This window comes from Bacillus sp. (in: firmicutes) (assembly GCF_031983925.1).
In the GTDB taxonomy this organism is placed as follows: domain Bacteria; phylum Bacillota; class Bacilli; order Bacillales; family Bacillaceae_G; genus Bacillus_A; species Bacillus_A pacificus.
Window position 1 is genome coordinate 1 of the sequence record NZ_DALYZR010000024.1, and the last position, 22,463, is coordinate 22,463.

Consider the following 22,463-nt stretch of genomic DNA (forward strand, 5'->3'; position numbering starts at 1 on the left):
TTCTGAGGGGAGTTGGGGGCAGCGATGCCCCCCGCTTACCCGACTAAATAAGCTGCCTATATGGGCAGCTTATTTTATTTTTGGCTTAGCGTGGTTTTTTCCGAAATGCTGGCTATACCAATACTAGATTTAATTTAAGATTTACAAACTATTAATCAAAGAAATTATTCAATTCCTTACTCATTACGTTCGATGTTTTGGGCTTTGGTTTCTCATTTTTATTAAGCAGCGACTGCGTAGTATTATTCTTATTTTTTTGATGAGATTTTAAGTGCTCTTGGCGTTCTTTATAACTCATAGGTTTATATTCTGGTTGCTTCTCATCATTTTTCGAATGCTCTTCTCTATTTTTTTCTAAGTTTTCTTGTACCGTAATACTAATAGATTCGTAAACTTTTGCTACATCTTCATCTAGCTTGTTTTCTTCGATATGATTAAGCGTTTCTTCAATTGGAACCGTGTTGATTTCTACATGTGTTTCTTCTAGCTCTGTTATTGTAACGGGAAGTGAAGTAGATTCTATACTTGTTTCTGCAGTTCCTATCATTGTAACGGGAAGTCCATCAGATGGGAATTCTTCAAACAATGGTTCGGTCTCAACAGGAATCACGGAATGAATAATGGAATCTTTATTCCAATCTTGCTCTAACATAGTAATAGATAATTCTTTGTTTAGTTCTGCTACCTCCATGTTTATTTCATAGCATTCTTCCATAGGAGGTAATGCTATATCTATGGTTTCTTTAATATCTTCTTTCACGGCCGGTTCTTTTATTTCAGAGCTTATACTTTCTACATGTGTTTCTTCTGCTATAACAGGCAGTTCACCATTTCGTTGTAAGGCATCTATTAATCTCGATGCACGTGTATAACTAATTTTAAACGTGTCTTGTAGTACAGATATAGAGATACTTCCCGATTCCTTCACAAAACTTAAAACATCTTCGTATAGAATATCCTTAAAGGAGCTAGTTTCCTCTTGTTCGATTTCTTCGCCTTCAATTGGAATTGCTACTTCCGGTGAAATAGTATTGTCAGGTGAATGAGTAGTAATAACACTTGTTTCTTCTGATGTACTACTATTATTTGAAATTAATACTTTACGAGGACCATCCCCTGTGTAAGAACTTACAACTAGATTTTGTTCTAACTTCTCAATATATTGCATAGATTTCATATAGCTAATCTTGAATTTTCTTTGCAGAAGAGATGGCGAGACTTGTTGTGATTCGATAATAAATTCCTTAATATCTTCATACAACTTATTTTCAACTTCATCATCAACATTCCCCTGCTGGTTCATTGCTGCAGGATCATTAGATAAGGTTTCATTTTGAGACTTTTGTCCCTTATAATCCTCCAATGATACAATGTGTTGATGCTCCTCGTTTGTTTCTATGGAGTTATTCTGTTCAATCTCACCTTCTTGTATAGGTGGTAATGGTTGTATTTTCTTCATGTTTTCTGCATCTACATGCTTCATAGGATTAGCTTTTTCTATAGATTCATTAATAAGGCGAAGACGCTCATTTTCCCAATATTCACCTGTTTTTGTATCTACTTGAATAATTGCTTGGGCAAATTCTTCTTTTGGTACAAAGTTACTTGTGATTTGTTGTACAGGTTGCACATGATTATCTTGTACGATACGAGCAGCACAGATGAATGCCCCTTGTGCCATGATATCTCCTGGTGACATAACAACTTCTTTCGTTTTTTGATAGGTTGATCCTAGTCGACTAACTGGATTCTCTTGCATAGGAGAAATGCCCTGTTCGGATTCTGCCTCTTTAAATTCCTCTTTCTCACCAAACATGTCAGAGAAAATTTTTGCATCATATGGTGTTACATCTCCAAATATCATTTTGTTACGGAATGAACCTAGTAAAGTAAACATGTATTGCTCTGTGAAGTCGAGAGCTAATTGCGATAGTGTTTGGCTAGCGATTGTTAAAATTACTTTATATTTACGAGATTGTGCAGGGAATTCTTTAAACGGCCGCACAACGTAATCCGGAAACTCATCGACAATAATATGATGGTAAGGTGAGACGTTTGGATCTCTACGGAATACTGCATTTTGCATACTTAACAATACAAATTTTCCTAATACGTTTGAAAGGTCTGCTAATTCTCCTTTTGCCGTATTGACTAACAAAATCCCACCCTGCTCTAAATGAACATCGAAATCAAAATCGGATTTTCCAAATAAAACACGTCGTATTAAAACGTTTGAAGCTAAATCTTTTAATATGTTGCGTAAACCTTTTACATATTCTTCTTCTCTGTCATAATGCATCGGTTGTCCGCGGTATTTTCCCGATTTATAAACGGCTGGTTCACCTTGAAAATCCAGCTTTTCACGAATGGTATTATCAAACCATTCGTCTATACCTTTTATAATTTTATATTCATTTTTTTGGTCACGTGAAGCTGCTCCACTTTGAACAAAATCATATAACTTTTCGACCTGTACCTTTAATAGCTTATGCATTCGGTGAACACGTTCTACATCGTCATACATCTCAATCAAATCGTCGAAGGTAACATCTTTTTGTGGGTTGTGAAGCTTTAATAAATAGATATGTTGTTTAAGGTGGTTACGCTGCGCTTGTTCAAAGAATGCATTGTTAGATTCAGACAAACCTTGAATAACCATTGCGAAAACTTCTGCTACTTTATCTACTGGTCCTCGCAGAATGTTTATATTTTTGGTATCAGGATTAGTTGGATCAATGTAGTAAACTGCACTTTCAGGTATTTTATGTGCTTGCACTAACTTAAAAACCTTTTGGCATAAATCATTACTCGGTTCGATAACAGTCACACCATTTAAAAATGTTCCTTTTACTTCTTCTGTATGATAATCCTTCTTTTTAAAGACATTTATGAACTTATTGATAAAACGCGCCATCCAATGTAAATCTTGATTAATCATGGGAATAATTAAACTAGATGTTTTACCAGAACCAATAGGACCAATAATAATACAATTTAACGTTCTATCTTTCCCCTTAATACGAACCATCTCTTTATGCTCAATATGCGGTCCAATTTCTACATCAGGATATATTTGTTCTTCTTGGCTATTAAACCATTTTTGTAATTTGTGATTTTTATATTCGTATTTTTGTACCCACTTTAATATCTCTTCTCGGTAGCGAACAATATGCCCACTATACCAAAGTGTAAACAAAATCATAAATACTGTTGGTAAAAATACAAAAATCATAGTGAGTGTGTGAAAATTACCTGTTAAGACATGACCTAAGGCTTCATACTCACCAAAATTAAGATGTTTTGATTTATCCGCTAGATAAGGAATAACCTTTGCATGGATCGGAGCAGTTGCAAACCATAAAAATTGAATATCAACCGCAAAGTGGGAAGCAACCAAGATTATTAGTTTCCCATTATTTATATGTAAAGCTGGAATACGGCTGTAAAACCTAAAGCTAAACTCTCCTAATAGTAAAGAAAAGAACATTAAAATAAGCGGTACATATGTAATTTCTATAGGATAAGACGGTGGTTCAAATGCATAGTAGAGTAACTTGATGTAGTTTACTAAACCGAATCCAAATGAAAGAATAAATCCGCTAATTAAGCCGATTGTAGTAAATAACGGTAATCGTTGTTTAAATGTCTCCATATAGGCTCACCTACTTCTTACAGATATAGTTGAGCTTTATGTTTAAACTGGAATCGATTATTGAATTCTGGTTGGAATAGTTCCTTTGATTTTTCGAGAAAGAATTTTGCTGCATCTTCAGTTTGTTTTAAATATAAATCAATACTCTCTCTTTCACAGAGTTGATTGTATTCTTCTTGAGAAAGTACCGCGATATTTACCTCAATCTTTTTATCCGTTGCCGTTTCAATTATGACATCGTACCAATAGAAATTTGGTTTCCCTGGAATTTGGATATCTTGTAGAGAAACACTAAACGTTGCCCCCTCTTCTGTAATATGATTAAGGACTAGTTCCGGGTTTTTAAATGCTTCTCTAGCAGAGAGCACTCCCCCAGTAGTAGTAGTTGCATATTGTAAATCCATTTTGATTTTCCACCTTTCTCCATATAAAAAAAGGCAAGCGACACCCACTGTAAAAACAGCGTGTGTCGCTTGCCTTAATTTCATATGTTCTGATTTGATTGTAGTTTTTTGTGTTTAGTTCAAACGTAATTCTATCACCTTAAATAATAAAAATCAATAAAATTGTATAAAAGTATATAAAAAATTAACGATTAATATAATTCAACAAGCTTGCGTCTTTTCGGATGTATGTTATTTGCAGTACGTGCCATGATCTGTTCATCCGCATCGATAGTAACACCTTCATTTTGGAGGGATAGCAGTAATACGTTGTCATACGTGTCCATTAAAAGTATATCTCTAGCCTTTTTGCGCTTTGGATAAATCACAACAAGCGGCACCCCTTCATCACCTTCTCTTCTTGAAAACACAACATCGTCTAATCTAGCAATCATTCGGTAATCATTTTCATTCCCAAAAATAAAGAAGAAATCTTGCATTACATCTTTATCTCTCTTATACGTTCGTCTAAGACCACCATCTATTTTCTCTTTAAATGTTTGAACTGTTTCAACAAATGCATAGCGCCAATCAGCATCTCCTACTGTACGTTTAGATAAAGGTAAGAGAATATCTTGTTCAAAGTTTTGATTATCATCTATTCCTAGAAGAATATCTGAAATAACATCTCCAGCTTCTTTCAAAGAGCAGATGTGCATATTTAGGTTTGGTAGATTCATTAAATGTTCATGATATTCTCGCATAGAAAATAAGAGATTCTTCATACGTACGTATGGAGGTTCTGCATCTTCTGCAAGGAACATCGACTTGTCATACATAACAAAAACAACAGTTATATTTTTAGTGTTTTTTTGTGCATATTCAATATACTTCCCCACCTTTTCAACTAAGGTAGCATTGGTTTCTTTGCACATATCCATTTCAATGTAAATATTTTTGTCTTTATATGAAATGTGTTCATCAGGAATTAGAAGTAACCCTGCATCTTCAATTTCTGTTTTCTTTTGTTTTTGATGATATGAGCGAATATCTAACTCGCATAATAATTTATTCGTATTGGTCTTTTTCGACACTTCCAAAAGTGTGCGTACTAATATTTCTCTTGAGCAGAGTGTATGTAGTGAGATTGAAGAAGAATATCTACGTTTTGAAGATCCTGCAGGAATCCTTCCTAATTCTTGAAGGTAATCAACCATTCTATCTTTTAAGGAGAATGTCGCACGTCTGGTTATACTATCATCTCTTTTATCAATTTTTTTAGTCAAGATAGCACCGTATTTTGAAAAACGATTAAGTTTCGTAAACACACTATCCTCAGAAAAATCTCTACCCTCAAATGCACTATAAAGCTGAGTAATTTGTCGTGTAGTAAGATACCTTTTGTAATATAAAAATGTAAATACAAATATATCGGCCTCTTTTAAACGAAAAGATTTCTGTGTACCTTTGCTTGTATATTTATACGTTTTACTTTTCATTATATGCAACTCCATAACTCGAATGTATTTTCAATAAATAACAACCATTTCTATATATCTTATTACAGCAAAATTTAGTTGTAAATTATTAAAAGTTTAAGCTGAATTTGCTTTAATCTAGATACTAAAACTTGTACGCTGAAGTTTGGATTACTTCTCTTCCTAAAAATTAGCTAGAAACATTGATTTATATAGTCTTTCAGTTCTTTTAAAATTGTTCGGACGGAAGACATGTTTTAACCGAACAATTTTTTAAAGGTTCAAGTATTGGAATAAAATCGTTAGGACGGCCTAACAATTTATTTAAACAATTACATTATATAAAGACATGTTACACATACAGAAAATATAATAGATTAATCACTTGTGCATTGTAGTTTCTTTTTGCTATTGAAATAGAAAAAGACCGACAAAATTATATTTGTCGGTCTATTGTTTAGAATGATAATTTCTTCTTTGCTGGTTGTGAATCGTCAGCAACTTCTACTTCAGGTTCAGCACCAAAATTTAATTTTTTCTTTTTAGGTTTTTCTTCTTGTACTGAATCATCAAATGCAAAAAGTTTATTTAAAACAGCATTGGATTTCTTTGAATTAGCTTGCTCACGTTCTTCTTTAATTCTCGTAATCTCATCAATAATATCACTAACACGTTTTGGTAATGGAAGTCCTGCAACAACTGAATAGAATTTTACTATATCCTCTTCTTTTTTTGTTGTATGTTTATTAACGTATGGAGCTATAGGACGTTCATCTACATATGGAGTTCTTTCTTTTAAGAAGTTTTCCATTTGATTAAGGAATGAGAAGTTGTATAATCGCCCTGCTCGCAGCGGTGATGTAACGATAGATAGCGCGCTTTTTTTAGCACTTTCTAGCTCTTCTCTTTCTGTATCGTATAAAACGCCTTTTTCTAGTGCGTTACCTAATTGAGTCAAGTAACCTAGCGGGTTTTCAGTGTCTAATTGATTTGATTTTAGTTCTAATTTTGCTAATGATAAAACGCCTGGTGTATTAATTACTTGAGCAAATTCACTCGCATCAAAATGTGTATCTGAAAACGGTGTAAATGATGAAGTAACTAGGTTAATCTCATGTAATGCATCAGCAATATATTTGTTACTATAGCTAGTATATTCGTTTGCTAAAGCACTTGGATTTTCCTCTTCAAATTTTCTATATAGTTTAGCGTTATCTATTAATACAATTGAGCCAAAAGCTTCTTGGTTCATAGCAATACTACGAATGCGTGAAGTTGCGTTTTCTAATACTTTTAAAGCCTCAGCATCACGTGGTAAAGTCAGTAACAATCCAAAATTGTAATCATGTTCATAGAGCATTTCAATAGCCTTTAATAGAGCACCAGTTCCTGTTCCTCCACCTAGACCACACGTAATCCAAATAAAATCACGATCTTCAAATTCCTGTTTTACCGCTTCGAAAATCTTTGTTTCATGCTTTACAAATGCTTCCTCTCCAACCTGTGGATTACGAGCTGCACCTTGTTCATATCCTTCTAACTGTATTTTACGGACGTTCCCTGTGTTTTTAATCTCAATTTTATTAAAATCTTGACTATTTGTATTAACAAGAATCGCACGATATGGGTATTTGTTATTTTTAATTTGTGTTTCTTTATTTGCGCACTCTGCTGCGATTGCACATCCACCCATACCTAGTCCTAAGAATCCAAATTTCAAACTAATATTTCCTTGGCTTTCGATTTCTGAAAAATTGCCTGCCATATGTATATCCTCCTCAAATATATATTTTAGTTGTTTTTCTCAACTCGTTTTTCCAGTTCCTTAATTAAAACATTTCCTAGATCTGTTACGTCATAAATTCGAACACGTCCTATTGCTTTGAAAGATATTAACCCTGCTCCTTCAAGTCTTGCAGTCATAATATCTAAAGCATATCGCGATGGAAGTATTTTTTTACCCTCATAATCTTTTTCATTCTCAATTTGATAGTCTTTATGATATTGGTTGATATAATCCCATAACTTTTCTTTGTTCATTGCGCCCTCGGCGTATAGCACACGTAAAGCCCAAATCCCATCATTTAAATTCTCACAAAGCACATCAATAATTTCACTACTACTCATTGATATATTAGACAATAATTTCACACCACCTTTAATAAATAATAAATTTTATCTATAGGTACAAAAAGACAAGATAATTATACGGAATTTAATACCGTTATAAAAGCCGTAAATACTTCGGTATATATTTCCGAAGTATTGTATGTACTAACTATAATACATCTACGGATGATAATCAAGAATCTTATTAAATCAATACTTTAAATACTTCCGTAATAATTACCGTAATTAATATTTTAATTGTTACGCATTTATTACGGTAATAAACACTGTAATGAATACGTAATGATTATAAAAGATGCATTTTAATAAGTGAAAATCCATGTAAAATTTTTAGTTCAGTTCACAGAATTTTAAGGTGATTTTGTACATAATCAAGTGTTAATCACGCTCACCCGACTAATCACCGCTCGATAACATAGGTATTATTGGTATGCAGCTAAATAAATGAGCAGTGAATGATTGAGTGATCAGGTATAAAAGTCCATGATATTTTATGTAATCTACAAAGGGGTTCTTTTAGTTTCTATAGAATTTTTATATAATGTATTATAGGACAGGCATCATATAGTTAGGTGGTGAGCAAATGATTGATGAACAGTTAAGCGATGGTTATTATCGCGTATCTGAAGTAGCAACCATGCTTGATATTCCTGAAAGTACTCTTCGTAGATGGTTGAATGATTTCGATGAGTACTTGAACATAAAAAAAGAACGCCAACTTAAATATGTTCATGAGGATAGTATTGATACAGTAAAAAAGATTAAACATTATTATTCTGAGTCAAAGAAAAAGCACGAAATTGTTGGGCTTTTAGATATGGATCCGACGGTTATTCGCAATGTTTATGCTGAAGATGTTGACGGTGATGGTGAACCAAAAGAAACATCACTAGTTAAAGCACAACAGGTCAATCCAGACTTTATAGAAGCTTTGACGGAAAAAATTACTGAGGAAGTTACAGCTAAAGTGACTGAAGAATTAACAAAACAAAATATGGAATTCTTCGCTGCGGTGGCTAAACAAAGTCAGGATAATTTCGATAGAATCAATAAGCGATTAGAGGAACGTGACGAAAAGTTAATGAGTACTATACGATTAATTCAAGAACAAAAAAGTGCTAATGCTCAGCGACAAGAGAATACTGAACAAAAAGGCGGCTTTTTCTCTAAGCTTTTTGGAAAAAAATAAAAAGGCTATCATTTGATAGCCTTTTTATTTTGCTTATTCTTAATATCATTTCAAAAGCTTAGTTCATTGATTATCAATATGATTCATTCACAGCTATTGTTTTAAACTTATAATAATCATAGAACTTAGGTTTATTTTGCTATACAAAGAGTTTTCTAATTCTATTTCTTCCAATCTGTGAACTACCCGCCACTTAACGTCCTAATGGACTGTTTGAAGTGGTGGCTTCTCGGTTAGTCGTTACTTTTGATAGCTAACGAATTTGTCCTAAGACAACCGAGCTAACCCCCTCGTTCCAAGGGTTATTTTATTGCTATCTATGCCAACGCTAATAGGCGTATTGCTTCATTTTTGATATTGATAGCTGCGTTATAATCTCTATCAAGATTTACACCACATATACAAGAATATACTCGCTCAGACAATGACATGTTTTTCACATTTCCACAACTGCTACATGTTTTTGTGGAAGGAAACCATTTGTCTATTTTCATAAGTTGTTTGCCTTGTTCGTGTAGTTTATAAGCTAAAAAAGAAGTGAACATACCCCAAGCATTATCAGCGACGCTTTTTCCAAAATGAAGTGCTTGCGACATGCCTTTCATATTTAGATCTTCAATAGCTACAACATCAAAATGAGTAGCTAACTCTTTAGACTTATGATGAAGGAAGTTCTTACGTTGGTTCGCTACTTTTTCATGTAACTTAGCTACACGGATACGTTGTTTATTCCAACGAATAGAACCTTTTGTTCTTCTTGATAATACTCGTTGTGCCTTTGCTAATCGGTCTAACATTTCACGATAGAACTTAGGATAATTGGCTCTCTCATCCTCAGAACTAACGTATAATCGATCCATCGCAAAGTCTAATCCAACAACTGTTTCTACTTCATTTTGTACAATCTCTTTTTCGTATTCAGTCAAGATAGACACATAGTATTTACCAGTAGGTGTCATAGAAATCGTACATGACTTGATTACATGGTCTTGTGGTATTTCTCTATGCTGCTTGATACGTACCATTTTCAGTTTTGGCAATTTAATATGACCGTTAAGCAACATAATATTTCCGTTCACTACATTCGTTGTATAAGACTTTCTGTCTTTTTTGCTTTTGAATGTTGGGAAGTCATTTTGACCACGAAAGAAATTCTTATAGGCAGTTTGCAAGTTTAGTTGAGCATTTGCCAGTGCTAATGAATCAACTTCTTTTAACCACTCAAATTCTGCTTTGTATTTCGCAGGAGTGGGAAGCTTTTGTTTCTTTAGTTGTTCCTTATCATCTTTGTGTTTTTCATACGCTTCTTTCCGTTCGGCTAACATTCTGTTATACACGAAACGTACACAACCGAAGGTTTTACGCATAAGATGTGCTTGGTCTCCTGTTGGATACAAACGGAATTTATATGCTTTATTATGCTTTGTCATATCATTTCACCTCACTTTTCACTTTGATTTTCAATATATTTTTTTACTACGTCTATTGATGAACCACCAGTAGTTAGTAAGCAAAAACCTCTTGACCAAAACATCTCTTTCAATAGTTTCATACTACTTAATTAGTAGTATGAAACTATTTTTATATTAATCATAAAAAAAACAGTTTATTCTTATTCAAAACTTACACCTTCACTCGATCACTCAACCATTCGCTAATCATTCATTCTAAAATAGTAATATGATTGACCGGTGATTAATTGACTGATTACAATTAGGTTTAATGCAATGAAATCAACCGTTCAATCACCACTCAACCTACATACGAAAATAACAGTATTTACACACAAGTGACTGGTGATTAGTTGGGTGATTTAAGGTGTGGATAATGAAAAATGTGCCATTAATGCGCTTTATCGATGATATTTTGTTAATTGAGCGACAATCAGGCGGTTGATCAGAGGCTGTTTAAGTTGTTCTTACTTATTGTGAATTGACTTTTGATTGAGCGGCGCTCAACGAGGTGTTTGAGTGGTGGTTATTTATACATAGTCATTTAGCAAAGGTCATACTTTTGAAAAAATCACCTTGCAACCATGGGAAAAACTATATATGATGTAGTTACTTTATATTTTTGTATTTTTTTAGATACAAATTTATTAATAATAAAATATTTATATAATAAAAAATAAAATATAAAAAAGCAAAAAAAGGTTCATCAGCCCAATGAAATAGCGCCAACTACTTCATTGTGGTACACCGCACAAAAATCCCAAAAGAAATTTTCAATCGACCGCGGTAAACAAAGCCAATAAACCTTTTTATTTTGCATGAAATTATAAGATAATTTTACTGTATCTTATGTATTTGTGCAACTTAAAAAGGGGATTTCTTGCGTAATTTTAGGCATTGTTTACCGTTGTTATACAAGTATTACTCTTTTAAGAGAGTAGTATTTTTGTATCCGTGGTATGACAGTGCCTTTTTCTGCTCTTTCGAAAGGAGTTAGCAACATTATGCATACGCAAATGGCTTTTTCCCAACAGAACTTTAAAGTTCATGGGGTTAAATTTTTTGATGGACTATTAAACATCGTAAAACTAGAAAATGAAAGAAAAGAGTTACCATCTTCAGCTTTAGCTACTTACATCTTGCTTCACTTTGAATGCAATGATATAGGAATGCTACCACGTGAATTTCAAATAATGGATCTTGCTAAGAAAAGTGGGATTCCCTACACAACAATTTATACAGGGTTTCAAGTTTGTTTGGAGCGTAGACTCGTAAAAGAAACACCTGTTGGAAATCGTACTGTATATGAAATTGTAGATTATGCGTTGTATAACCACACTACTGCAGAAACTGCAAAGATGACAGGCATATCGCTATCGTATTTCCGTATTCCATTTCACCTAATTCAAACAACGATAATGAGTAGTCTAGTAAAGGCTCGTGATAATAGAGGGATTATATTCCTTTTAGATTTAATCAATACTTTTTCAAGAAAAGTAGGTATGGAACATTATAAACATAAAATTGAGGAGTTTCAGATTACAAGAAAGATGTCTTCCTTAAAAAGGAGATTAAATCGTAATGCAAAGAAAGTAAGACACTACATAGAAATTATTAACCCCATCGTGCAATTTACTGCAATCGATTCTAAAGAGAAGAAATCTAATGAAACAAGAATTACTAGTGCAAGGAAACAGGTAAAACAAATCATCATTGAGAAGTTCAACGTTGTATTTTCTTCAAACTGCGTAATTGAGAATGATAAAAAAGAATTACATAGACCAGTAGCGAAGTGCAGAAAAGAAGCGGTGTCTCGTTTGAAACATATGGGACAGGCGTTACGTAAAAAAGATAAAGAAAATATAATGACTGCATTTAGACAAGAAATTGTTGATATCGCAATCTATTTACCGACGAAACAAAAACAAAGTGAATTATTAATTTACGCAATGACTTATGCATTAGATCAAGTGGAAAGTTGTTTGAAAGAGCAAGAAATATTCTCTATTCCAGCATTTATGCGTGTAAAGTTTAGAGAGTCCTGGATAGGTTTTAAGGAAAAAAACTTGTCTACAGGGAAAAAACACGATGCAATGATAAATTATCATAAGAAGAATGGTGTTTATCCGGAATTTATGTGATTTTAAAAAAATATATATGGAAACCCTTGTTAAAAAGTTACTTAAAAGCAAGGGTTATTTGGCATGTTCTTTAATTTGAAGACATGCTTTTTTATTTAGGAAAATATATCTATTAGCATTTTTACGGAAGCATATAATTGATTTACGTTATGTTTGGTTACGACTCGGTATGTTCATAATTCGATTCAATACTTGTGGTTATCTTAGTAATATGATTCTAACCTTGTGAATTCTTAGTAATATGGTATTTAACTTCTTAATTTGTGATTTCTATGATGTAGAGCTTGTATGTAATGGGGATATTACGATAGTGAATTTAGCTTAATATCCAGGAACGTATGTAATACAAGGCTTTAGAGGTGTTTGCTGAATCTCTTTATAATTAATGATTGAGTTTAGTTATATATATTTCTTGTTGTTTTTATATAAAATACTTGGATTATTTATATTTAATTACTTGTATTTTTTTAAATTAAATACATAGAAAAATAGAAAGAAGGAATAAATATAAGTTTACAAGGAGGTAATTAATCTATTGACTTTTAAAATTCATAGAGGTATTCTTATACGTGAACTACAATTAACTAAGAGAAATATACAAATTAATAGATTTAATTTCTAGCTAAACGGACACACCGAAGGCACATAACCTGCCATCGGTGTGTCTTTTTTTTGTATAAATAACAATAAAAAGGGAGAATTTGAAGCTATGAACGAAATTGTGAACATGAGTAAAGAACGATTTACAAAGTATTGTGAGGAGAATGCAGCATTTGAAGAGGATATTAGTCGCATTATTAATCACTACTTTTTATTACTAGGGAATAAGGCAAATATCTTACAGGAAAGAGAATTTAATAACGAAATTGAAGAAAAAACGTTTAAAAATAATGTGAAACGTTTTGAAACTCTATTCCCTGCAGCTGTTAAAAATGCATTTTTAAAAGGATATCAATTATGCCTTGAGTTTATAAATCATCCTGAAACGCAAATTCCTGAGAATCTATATACTGATCCGAATTTTATAAAAGATATTCCTTTTGCCTTAGCAAATGCATCTGAATATGAATTGTACGAAATCATTCGTACAGATGAAACACAGGAATTTAGTGTATTTGCTATACGAACATATGAAGGGATTCGTCCATTGTTAGAACAAGTATTTTGCGAAGTTGCATTCACTGGTGCTGAATATGCTTTTGAACATGAGCGAATGGAAAAAGGACTTGAATTAAAGAAAGGTAATAGTACCTCGTTAACCAAAGTTCCTGTAGATCGTCTTTTCGCGATTACGCCTTCTGTTAATGGAGTTGTTGTACATGCGGAAGAACATTGCGAGATTTGGAATTTAAATTGGAATAGCAAAGTAACAATTAATGATCCTTTTATTGAGCTTGCTGAGGTTACGTTTATTCATCAAACAAAAGATATGATTCAAAAAAATATTGAAGATGGTGTTTTATACTACAGCATTCTTTATCTTGGTACACCTTTACATGAGATACAAGATCGATTAGAAATACGAGTAAAGCTAAATTCTGATTTTGGAGCTCCACGTACAATGGAACAAGTTGAAATTGAGTATATTTTGAATGAGATTATTGGGAAGGTTCATCTTGAGGCACAAATTCCAATTGAAAACATGATTTTAATCCAACGTTAGATTTTGTAGGAGGTTAACTATGGTGAAAAAAATCGTTTTAGCTATTAGTGATACTGTATATACGGCATATTTACGTGAGGATTTTATTGGTGCGGGATTTGAAGTAGCTGATAGTGATGTGATGCATATCAAGTATCTAGATGAAATTCTAGATACAGAACAGCCCGATATTCTATGTATTAATGACAAACGATTAAATATTGATGCGGGACATGAAGAGAAACGTGAATTGATTATCTTACAGAAACTAAGAGATATTCGCTTTAATCGAGATATTCGTATTGTGGTATTTACAGAGCGTGAAAATGATGATGAGTTTTTGGCGAAACTGATTTATCTAGGTATCTATGACATTTTTAACTCTCGTAGAATTGATATTGATAATAAAGTTATCCCGCAGCTGCTACAGGAGTCGGATATTAAAAATGTAGCAGAAATTGTAGGCGCAAGTCAGGCACCACAACAAACAAAGTTACCCGAAGTTCCTGTTGATGAGGAAGAAGAGGAAGTATCAAGTGAATTAGAGGAAGGTGGCAACAATGAAGCTTCCTCTAACTCCAAGAAACTATTTAAAAACAATCAAAAGCGTAAGTCTGTTCCAGGTGAGTCACAAAAAGCACCTATTATAAAAAAACAATATAAATTGGCTTTTGAGCCGGTATATGAAAAACAAATAGGTATTGCTATTCCGAGAAGAACAATTGTTGTGGCCAGCATGAACAAAAGAAGTGGTGCAACTTTTGTTTCACATCTTTTAGCTGCTTACTTAAATGAACTACAGATTGATGTGAACTATATAGAGAATCTATATGATGATGGATATACGTATCCTTTATTAAAGGGATATACAGAAGCACCAGAAAACTATCGTAGTGAATTTATGTTACAGCGATATAAGGAGATGCTACAGAAGGAATCTGATATATTATCAATTCCAAAATGGAAGCAAGGAAGAATAAATTATATCGTAAAGAATCCTATAGTGGACCAAGAGCTGAAAAACGAAACAGAGCAGGACTTTGACCATTTTATTAAGGTATTATTGGCTAACCAAGAAGCGCCTATATCTATTATTGATGCGGGGTACGATTGGGATAAAGATTTATACCATGAAATATGTGAAATGGCAGATTTTATTTTCTTTGTAGCAGAACCAGATCTGCATCAATTGTTAAAGATAGCGCATCCTCTTACACAAAAGGAGAGAAAACTTGTTTCTTACTTAGTTTTAGAGAAAACGAGAATTATTGGGAATAAGTTTTCTACTGCACTTTTAAAGCATGAAGTAGTAGAAGAATGTTTTGGCGATAAGGTATTAACTGCTTTAGCACCATATGAGATAGAGGATGTATTTGAATCTCAATTAAAAAGTAGTACGTTACTATCTAGTCGGAACTATTATAAAGAGCTTGAAGGAATAATGAAGGAAATAGCAGAGTTATTGCTGCCAAACCAATTGTTGAATCAAAAGAAAAGTTCTATTTTAAGTGGATTTCGATTTCGGAAGTCTGAAAATTAAGGAGGGGTGAAGAAAGATGCAAAAAATAATAATAGGGGCTGCCTCACTATTATTATTTGTTGGTTGTTTATTTTTAATGACAGATATGATTATTGGAGATACAACACACACAGATAATAAGTCTGCATCAGAACGTGCTGGAAGTACAGCGATGGATAAAGCCGTAAAAGTAGGTGTTTTACGAGCACAAGAAGAAATCGCTATTGAACCAGATATCGCAAAGAAAGAATTTGAAAAGTCTTATAAACAAAATGCAACATTTAAGGATCCGGCATCAAAACGAGAGTTTTCTGTACATGCTGTACATGAGCAACCTGCAATGATTGCGGTTGAAGGAGAGGCGGAAGCTGCTAGTTATACGAAACAATTTGATGAAAAGAAAGGCAGCATTAAGAGTAACGCAAAACACATATTTATTTATGAAGCAGATTCTGACAACAAGAAAGCTGGAGGAAACGTGAAATAAATAAGAAAAAGTAGGTGTGTAAGAAATGCAAAATACAGTAACAACAGCGCTTTTTCTAACGCTTTCTTTATTATTGATAACTCTTATACCAGAAGGTGTACTGTATGGAATGCAGTTAGTAAAGGCGCATGATTTTGCTTCTAGTACAGTAGAGTTAGCAGAACAAACAGGTGGTTTTCAGTACACATATGAAGGAAAAAACGTAAATCTAATTCCTGATATAGAGAAGAAAATGAAAGAGCAGAATATGGATGGATGGAAATATGAATATACTAAAGGGCGCGTAGATCATAATCAGCCATTAAATTTTAAAATAAAAGCTGAACATCACTTCTTTATTTTTAAAATGATAGGGATTGATAGTGTGAAAGCACCCATATGGGCTAACAAAGATGGAATGGGACAAATCTATTTCCGTTGAAAATATCAATATGTATAAAAAGAGGTAAAAACTATACTGAAAAGTGTAGTTTTTTTACTAGAAATATATATTTATAAATAAATATATAAAAATACTTTACAAGCCTATTTCTATATGGTAATATTTCCCATATAGAACAACAGTTATAAAAATGCTAATTTATCGTTTTAGCCAAGAAGACTCCTTATTCAAGGAGCGTGAAGGGTCACAGCCCAGTGAGTAGGTGGGGGATGAATTGGCTTCGAACAAGGAATGGCAGGAAGCCATCTTAATTGTTCGATATACATAAAGAGTTACTTCTTTATCCATCAAATATACGTTTGGTTTATGATAGTCATATACCAAAATGGAGGTGAATCAAATGATAATTAATAAGGCCTTTAAGTTTCGTATCTATCCAAATCAAGCACAAGCAATTCTAATTAATAAAACAATAGGTTGTTCTCGCTTTGTATTCAATCATTTCTTATCTCTATGGGATCACGCATATAAAGAAACTGGAAAAGGTTTAACATATGGTACATGCTCTGCCAAACTTCCTGCCATGAAAAAAGAGTTTATTTGGCTAAAAGAAGTAGATAGTATTGCGATTCAATCTTCTGTTCGTAACCTTGCGGATGCGTATACACGTTTTTTTAAGAAACAAAATAGTGCCCCACGCTTCAAATCTAAGAAGAATAACGTACAATCTTATACCACAAAACAAACAAATGAAAACATTGCCATTGTAGGAAACAAAATAAAATTGCCAAAACTAGGTCTTGTTCGATTTGCCAAAAGTCGTGAAGTAGAGGGACGTATTGTAAATGCGACTGTTAGACGGAACCCTTCTGGCAAATACTTTGTGTCATTATTAGTTGAAACAGAAGTGCAAGAAATTCCGAAAACACAATCTTACATCGGAATGGATGTGGGACTAAAAGATTTCGCCATTTTGTCAGATGGAACAACCTATAAAAATCCGAAGTTTTTTCGGTCATTAGAAGAGAAGTTGGCGAAAGCGCAGCGCGTTCTTTCTAGAAGAATAAAAGGGTCTTCTCGCTGGAATAAACAGCGAGTAAAAGTGGCTAGAATTCATGAACACATGACGAATGCTAGAAAAGATTACTTGGACAAAGTCTCAACTGAAATCATCAAAAACCACGATGTTATTGGTATAGAGGATTTGCAAGTATTGAATATGTTAAAGAATCATAAGTTAGCAAAAGCAATTAGTGAAGTATCATGGTCGCAATTTCGATCCATGTTAGAATACAAAGCAAAATGGTATGGGAAACAAGTCATTGTCGTATCGAAAACATTTGCTTCCAGCCAATTATGTTCTCGTTGTGGATATCAAAACAAAGACGTTAAAAATCTGAATCTACGTAAATGGGACTGTCCTTCTTGTCGTACACACCATGATAGGGATATTAACGCAAGTATCAATTTAAAAAATGAAGCGATAAGGCTTCTAACCGCAAGGACTGCGGAGATAGCCTAATCAATTAGAGTTCGATAGAACCCTTTACTTAGGAATCCCTCACTTCTAAACGAAGTGAAAATGGGGGTAGTTCAATAATTTATATGTTAAAATATCTGGATTTTATATTTAAATTCGGTACAATAAAGGAATCTATGAAAAAAACTAATATATTTGGAGGAACAAACAATGGCAAACAAATTTTTAAAAACAGCAACAGCATTAACAATTATGGGTACATCATTACTAGGAGCAGGAGCATTTACTGCAAAGGCTGATAACACAGACTCATTAAAATTCAATGATGTTCCAGCAAATCACTGGTCTACAAAAGCAATTTATGATTTAACAAATCGTAAAATAGTACAAGGGTACGGAAATAATATCTTTGGTTTTGGTGACAATGTAACTCGTGGGCAAGTTGCTCGTATGATTTATATGTACGTAAAACCAGTAGATGCAGATGCTAGCTTCAAAAATCCATTTACTGATATTAAAGGACATATGTTTGAAAAAGAAATTAGAGCACTTGCTAAAGCAGGTCTGGTAAGTGGTTATGGTGATGCGAAATATGGTCCAGATGATGTCTTAACTCGTGAACAAATGGCGCAAGTACTTACAAATGCTTTCAAGTTCAAATCTACTAAGACAACTTCCTTTACTGACATTGATAAAAACTCATGGGCATTAAAAGCAATTAGTGCATTAGAAGAAAATGGCGTTACTATTGGTACAGGAGGTAAAATGTATTCACCGTATGCACATGTAACTCGTGAACAATATAGCCAGTTCTTATATAACTCTATTAATGCAGTAGAAAAAGAGACTAAGCCAGAAGTGAAGCCAGATCCAAAACCTGAAACAAAACCAGAGGAAAAACCAGAAGTGAAGCCAGATCCAAAACCTGAAACAAAACCAGAGGAAAAACCAGAAGTGAAGCCAGATCCAAAACCTGAAACAAAACCTGAAACAAAACCAGAGGAAAAACCAGAAACTAATTTACCAACGAGTTTAGACAAAGTTTTAACTACAGAGGATGTTATTTATAATCCGATTGCTATGGATAATCCAATTTCTCAAAAATCCATTTCTACAGAAGCGCAAAACATTATTAAGAGTGTGAATAGTAAATTTGGTACTAACCTTAAATATGCAGATTTAAATGGAACTATTAGAATACTTGATAAAAATATGTACTTGCCAGCAGGTACAATTGGTGCGCAAGTTTATATTGATGCAAATAATGAAAATGATTTTAAAATTATTTTCTTAGATAATAATGAAGCAACTATTGAGTTAACTAAAAAATGGGTTACTATGTTAAATTCTGATTTAGTTTTAAATAAAGAAATTCAGGAAACTGTAGATGCTCAATCAATTAATAACTATGAAAAAGGTAAATATAAAATTCGTGTAGGCCATTCTACAGCAGATCACATGATGTATGTAGAAGTAGAGCCTAAATAATCATTTAGTATTTACAGGTTGAGTTAAATATTGTATAATTATATAAGTTTAATATAATGATAAATACGTAAAGGACAAACCTTACGTACCTTACCAAGGTACAGGTTTGTCCTTTTTTTGCGTTTAAGGAGGATTTTATGAGAATGAGAAAAGGATTATTATTGACTTGCGCATCATTAATGTTGGCATTACCATCAGTTGCAAGTGCGGCAAATAATGACATACCATTTTTTGATGGCAGTAAAAATTCGATTTTAAAATCTGATGAATTGCAACTAAGTGGTAATTTGCTTAGACCGGGTAGTGGCTATAGATCAAAAGAGTTCAATTATAAAGCTGACTTACATTTTCCTGCTGTTTACAATGGCTCTTTCAATTGGGGAAATCCATGGGAAAATCTAGTCCAAAATGAAGATACATCGGATCCTTATGTTCGAATTTCAAATGATGGGTACATTAACAGTGAAGTTGTTGTTGGTGATCGAATGGTAACAGAAGTTCAACAAGTTACGAAAACTGTTATTAAAGATAAGTATTGGGGAGAACCCAATTTTGTTTTGGGGAATTTGAAGAAACATGATATTAAAAAATTTAATGGTCCTAATGTTACATTAGGAAAGTTTTATTGGATTAGGGATATAGCCTACCTTTCTGGTGGTTATGCAGGAGCTGGTGGTGTAGATAGTGTGAATAGGTATAGCTTGTGGTATGTACGTACAAGTAATCCTAAGATAGATGATTTTAAAGCTACGAGTGGAAAAAAAGATGTACCTGTGAAATTCACTTTTAACGGTTTTGAATATGTCAGCAAGGGAAAAGGGTATAACGATAGAGATCCGAATGGGACAACAGTAAATCCATATCAATCAGCTGCTGGTGAACGGAATCGAGTTAAATGGCTGTTAGATATTACAAAAGATGACGAAACCGTGTATCATCAAGAAAATTATCTGCGTTCAACACCGCAAAAAGATAATCAAAAACCAAATGAAGGTGATGCAGGGCAATTTAAGTCAGAAGAACTAAAGTGGCAGCCACAAATGTGTGGCCGGTATACTGCGAAAATTAAAGTTCTTGATGCTGTTCAAAGGGAATCAAATGAGAAAACTGTTGATTTCACCATAAATGGTAACTGTGGTACAGAAGTAACACCTAATCCAGATCCAGGTGATGAAGATGATTTTAAATATAAAATTGATTTCTCTGCTGACCGAATTGAAGGAGAAACAGCAAGAGAAGGAAAGAATATAAAAACAAGAATAGATGTATCACGTGATAATTTTAAACCAGAACGTGACCAATATAGAGAAAAGGTAAATAACAATATTAATATGTCCGAGCAAGCGGTAAATAGTTCTGAATCCGATAGAGATAGTGCGCAGTCTAGTCTTAGTTATTGCCGTCGTAATCCAATTCATGAGGTAGATGCAGAAGGGAACCATCACTATTACGATAGAGACTGCTCTTGGGAAGAAAATAGACTGGATAGTGCAGCAAGTAGGTTAGATACAGCAAGGCAGAAGTTAGAAAAAGAGAAAAACAAAATTAAAAAGTTAGATGCGCTAGAAGCGAAGTATGCAAATCCTGAAACAGTAGTCGTGCTCAAGCATAATGGACTACAAGTAGCATCACAAAAGGTAAGGTTAACTGAGGGAGAAAAGAAAACCTTGAACCTTGGCTGGCAACATAAGGGGAAAGGAACAATTCAGGCAGAAATTAATCCTGCTGGTAACCGTCTAGATATAGAAGAAACCACATACAAAAACAATCCTATTAAAACAGCTATCTATGCACCATCCCATGAAAAAGGGATGTGCGGAGTTACGAGTGTAAAAGGTGTGGTAGAAACAGTAAGTGAACGTGTGTCAAAAGAGGACACAGTGGGAGAAATGTTCTATGAAACATTAAGTGGAAGTATTGATAATTTAGCACCATCTAAGCTCCATGCTGGGTATGGTTTTTCTTATGAAGTTAACGGAAAATACAAAAATGATTGGAATACAAATTATCCAGGTGTATTTACAAAAGCAACGGCACAGTATCCATTTGCAGATGAAGGACTAAAACCAACATATGATTTAGAGAGTGTTTCTAATAATGGCTTAACATCAAAATTCCTACCTAAAAATATGTATTTATCTGGAGTAACAGGACATGTCTTTGATAGTAACAGACCAACTAAGTCTTTATATTGGGATGGGAAGGAAAAAATTATTGATGGCCAACGCAAATGGTATGCGCCATTAAAAACGAAAGATGGAAAATATTCGTTCAATGTTGAAACAAACCCAGCAGGTGTGAATGAAATGAGTTTGTGCCTGACAAATGAAGTGGAAATTAAAGGTGTTGCGTACGATGATTTTAAAAAGAGAAGGGTGCTTGCGGATCTTCCATTCCCTGTGCAAACACCAGGTTGGAATTGGGTTGGAAAGGAACATATTATTACTGATTTATCAAATTGGTACTATATGAAGAATAGAAATTAGTTAAATAGTATTGTATAATGACTTGAATCGACAAAAGTATATAATCCTTCTTGTACTAGTAGCTGAATGGATAAACCAAAGGCACACCCCTTAATGGGGTGTGCCTTTTTTCATAGAAAGGGGAAATTTGAGTGGATAAAAAGAAAAAGCAACGTGTGAGACGAGTGATTTTTCTTGGAGTAATCGCAATGATTGTATCGTTATATGTTGGAAATGAATTTCAGGATCGAAATGGGACAAGTTATGCCCCTGCAAAGTATTTTGAAACAGGAACAAAATTGATTTCGTTTTAATAATAATGTCTTTTTTATCAACTATCGTGGATAAATCTGCATGACATGTACAATAGTTGATGTTATAATAAGTGTAGAAGTATTATAACAATAGTTTTTGCATAAACTAAAGAAGACGAGATGCTCCAACATCTCGCCTTATGTAACTGTTACCGCAAGGTGGCTAGTTGCTAAAAAAGTTTATTTTTTCTTAGAACCGCCCTTCACTGAACTGGACCCGAAAAGTTAGACATATATTTAAGCAGCTAATAAGGATTGAATT

General features: G+C 33.5%; 16 protein-coding genes and 1 pseudogene. 10 read left to right on the top strand and 7 right to left on the bottom strand.

Annotated elements, in window-relative coordinates:
- Positions 1-151: 151 nt before the first annotated feature.
- The 5 genes from RTP99_RS27385 to RTP99_RS27405 all read right to left on the bottom strand — a co-directional run bounded on the left by RTP99_RS27385 (position 152) and on the right by RTP99_RS27405 (position 7,640).
- Complete coding sequence (locus RTP99_RS27385; RefSeq protein ID WP_000447304.1) at positions 152-3,652, bottom strand: DNA translocase FtsK; 3,501 nt, start codon at positions 3,650-3,652, stop codon at positions 152-154.
- Between the two features lie 17 nt (positions 3,653-3,669).
- On the bottom strand, positions 3,670-4,056 hold the full coding sequence (locus RTP99_RS27390) for a hypothetical protein (protein ID WP_000365750.1): 387 nt from the start codon (positions 4,054-4,056) through the stop codon (positions 3,670-3,672).
- Positions 4,057-4,247: 191 nt separating this feature from the next.
- Positions 4,248-5,534 (bottom strand): replication-relaxation family protein, encoded by a 1,287-nt coding sequence (locus tag RTP99_RS27395; RefSeq protein ID WP_000837871.1) that lies wholly within the window; start codon positions 5,532-5,534, stop codon positions 4,248-4,250.
- Positions 5,535-5,970: 436 nt separating this feature from the next.
- Positions 5,971-7,278 carry a plasmid replication protein RepX gene (gene repX / locus RTP99_RS27400; RefSeq protein ID WP_000918313.1) on the bottom strand — a complete coding sequence of 436 codons (1,308 nt, stop codon included), beginning with the start codon at positions 7,276-7,278 and terminating at the stop codon, positions 5,971-5,973.
- 26 nt (positions 7,279-7,304) lie between these two features.
- A complete protein-coding gene (locus tag RTP99_RS27405; protein WP_000098927.1) occupies positions 7,305-7,640 on the bottom strand; it encodes a hypothetical protein in 336 nt (111 codons plus the stop codon).
- 586 nt (positions 7,641-8,226) lie between these two features.
- Between RTP99_RS27405 and RTP99_RS27410 the strand changes: the two genes are divergently transcribed.
- The gene (locus RTP99_RS27410; RefSeq protein WP_000564666.1) at positions 8,227-8,832 is read left to right on the top strand and encodes a MerR family transcriptional regulator; all 606 of its coding nucleotides are present in this window, start codon (positions 8,227-8,229) and stop codon (positions 8,830-8,832) included.
- 317 nt (positions 8,833-9,149) lie between these two features.
- Here the strand turns inward: RTP99_RS27410 and RTP99_RS27415 are convergent, their stop codons facing one another.
- Positions 9,150-10,262: an RNA-guided endonuclease TnpB family protein gene (locus tag RTP99_RS27415; protein ID WP_000160678.1), complete on the bottom strand. Its 1,113-nt coding sequence runs from the start codon at positions 10,260-10,262 to the stop codon at positions 9,150-9,152.
- Positions 10,263-10,273: 11 nt separating this feature from the next.
- Positions 10,274-10,381: pseudogene (locus tag RTP99_RS27420) on the bottom strand (transposase); the annotation flags it as partial.
- Between the two features lie 906 nt (positions 10,382-11,287).
- Here RTP99_RS27420 and RTP99_RS27425 point away from each other — a divergent pair.
- The 9 genes from RTP99_RS27425 to RTP99_RS27465 all read left to right on the top strand — a co-directional run bounded on the left by RTP99_RS27425 (position 11,288) and on the right by RTP99_RS27465 (position 22,201).
- Positions 11,288-12,424, top strand: a complete 1,137-nt coding sequence (locus RTP99_RS27425; RefSeq protein WP_000557422.1) for a hypothetical protein — start codon at positions 11,288-11,290, stop codon at positions 12,422-12,424.
- A 709-nt stretch (positions 12,425-13,133) separates the two neighbouring features.
- Entirely contained in the window at positions 13,134-14,087 is a 954-nt protein-coding gene (locus tag RTP99_RS27430) for a hypothetical protein (RefSeq protein ID WP_001002941.1), read from the top strand.
- Between the two features lie 19 nt (positions 14,088-14,106).
- Positions 14,107-15,606: a hypothetical protein gene (locus tag RTP99_RS27435; protein ID WP_000239320.1), complete on the top strand. Its 1,500-nt coding sequence runs from the start codon at positions 14,107-14,109 to the stop codon at positions 15,604-15,606.
- A gap of 16 nt (positions 15,607-15,622) precedes the next feature.
- Complete coding sequence (locus RTP99_RS27440) at positions 15,623-16,072, top strand: hypothetical protein (RefSeq protein WP_001169428.1); 450 nt, start codon at positions 15,623-15,625, stop codon at positions 16,070-16,072.
- A gap of 25 nt (positions 16,073-16,097) precedes the next feature.
- Positions 16,098-16,493: a DUF4320 family protein gene (locus RTP99_RS27445; RefSeq protein ID WP_001181745.1), complete on the top strand. Its 396-nt coding sequence runs from the start codon at positions 16,098-16,100 to the stop codon at positions 16,491-16,493.
- A 361-nt stretch (positions 16,494-16,854) separates the two neighbouring features.
- Positions 16,855-17,976 carry an IS200/IS605 family element RNA-guided endonuclease TnpB gene (tnpB, locus tag RTP99_RS27450; RefSeq protein ID WP_000586180.1) on the top strand — a complete coding sequence of 374 codons (1,122 nt, stop codon included), beginning with the start codon at positions 16,855-16,857 and terminating at the stop codon, positions 17,974-17,976.
- Positions 17,977-18,144: 168 nt separating this feature from the next.
- On the top strand, positions 18,145-19,422 hold the full coding sequence (locus RTP99_RS27455; RefSeq protein WP_012552690.1) for an S-layer homology domain-containing protein: 1,278 nt from the start codon (positions 18,145-18,147) through the stop codon (positions 19,420-19,422).
- A 137-nt stretch (positions 19,423-19,559) separates the two neighbouring features.
- Positions 19,560-21,908 (top strand): hypothetical protein, encoded by a 2,349-nt coding sequence (locus RTP99_RS27460; RefSeq protein ID WP_012552692.1) that lies wholly within the window; start codon positions 19,560-19,562, stop codon positions 21,906-21,908.
- A 131-nt stretch (positions 21,909-22,039) separates the two neighbouring features.
- Positions 22,040-22,201: a hypothetical protein gene (locus tag RTP99_RS27465; protein WP_012552682.1), complete on the top strand. Its 162-nt coding sequence runs from the start codon at positions 22,040-22,042 to the stop codon at positions 22,199-22,201.
- Positions 22,202-22,463: the final 262 nt, after the last annotated feature.

What these genes read in the sequence shown, in the direction of transcription:
- RTP99_RS27435 (WP_000239320.1), top strand. Translation starts at nt 14,107, where the DNA reads ATGGTGAAAAAAATCGTTTTAGCTATTAGTGATACTGTATATACGGCA.
- RTP99_RS27410 (WP_000564666.1), top strand. Translation starts at nt 8,227, where the DNA reads ATGATTGATGAACAGTTAAGCGATGGTTATTATCGCGTATCTGAAGTA.
- RTP99_RS27390 (WP_000365750.1), bottom strand. Translation starts at nt 4,056, where the DNA reads ATGGATTTACAATATGCAACTACTACTACTGGGGGAGTGCTCTCTGCT.
- RTP99_RS27440 (WP_001169428.1), top strand. Translation starts at nt 15,623, where the DNA reads ATGCAAAAAATAATAATAGGGGCTGCCTCACTATTATTATTTGTTGGT.
- RTP99_RS27460 (WP_012552692.1), top strand. Translation starts at nt 19,560, where the DNA reads ATGAGAATGAGAAAAGGATTATTATTGACTTGCGCATCATTAATGTTG.
- tnpB (WP_000586180.1), top strand. Translation starts at nt 16,855, where the DNA reads ATGATAATTAATAAGGCCTTTAAGTTTCGTATCTATCCAAATCAAGCA.
- RTP99_RS27445 (WP_001181745.1), top strand. Translation starts at nt 16,098, where the DNA reads ATGCAAAATACAGTAACAACAGCGCTTTTTCTAACGCTTTCTTTATTA.
- RTP99_RS27425 (WP_000557422.1), top strand. Translation starts at nt 11,288, where the DNA reads ATGCATACGCAAATGGCTTTTTCCCAACAGAACTTTAAAGTTCATGGG.
- RTP99_RS27405 (WP_000098927.1), bottom strand. Translation starts at nt 7,640, where the DNA reads ATGAGTAGTAGTGAAATTATTGATGTGCTTTGTGAGAATTTAAATGAT.
- RTP99_RS27455 (WP_012552690.1), top strand. Translation starts at nt 18,145, where the DNA reads ATGGCAAACAAATTTTTAAAAACAGCAACAGCATTAACAATTATGGGT.
- RTP99_RS27395 (WP_000837871.1), bottom strand. Translation starts at nt 5,534, where the DNA reads ATGAAAAGTAAAACGTATAAATATACAAGCAAAGGTACACAGAAATCT.
- RTP99_RS27415 (WP_000160678.1), bottom strand. Translation starts at nt 10,262, where the DNA reads ATGACAAAGCATAATAAAGCATATAAATTCCGTTTGTATCCAACAGGA.
- RTP99_RS27430 (WP_001002941.1), top strand. Translation starts at nt 13,134, where the DNA reads ATGAACGAAATTGTGAACATGAGTAAAGAACGATTTACAAAGTATTGT.
- RTP99_RS27385 (WP_000447304.1), bottom strand. Translation starts at nt 3,652, where the DNA reads ATGGAGACATTTAAACAACGATTACCGTTATTTACTACAATCGGCTTA.
- repX (WP_000918313.1), bottom strand. Translation starts at nt 7,278, where the DNA reads ATGGCAGGCAATTTTTCAGAAATCGAAAGCCAAGGAAATATTAGTTTG.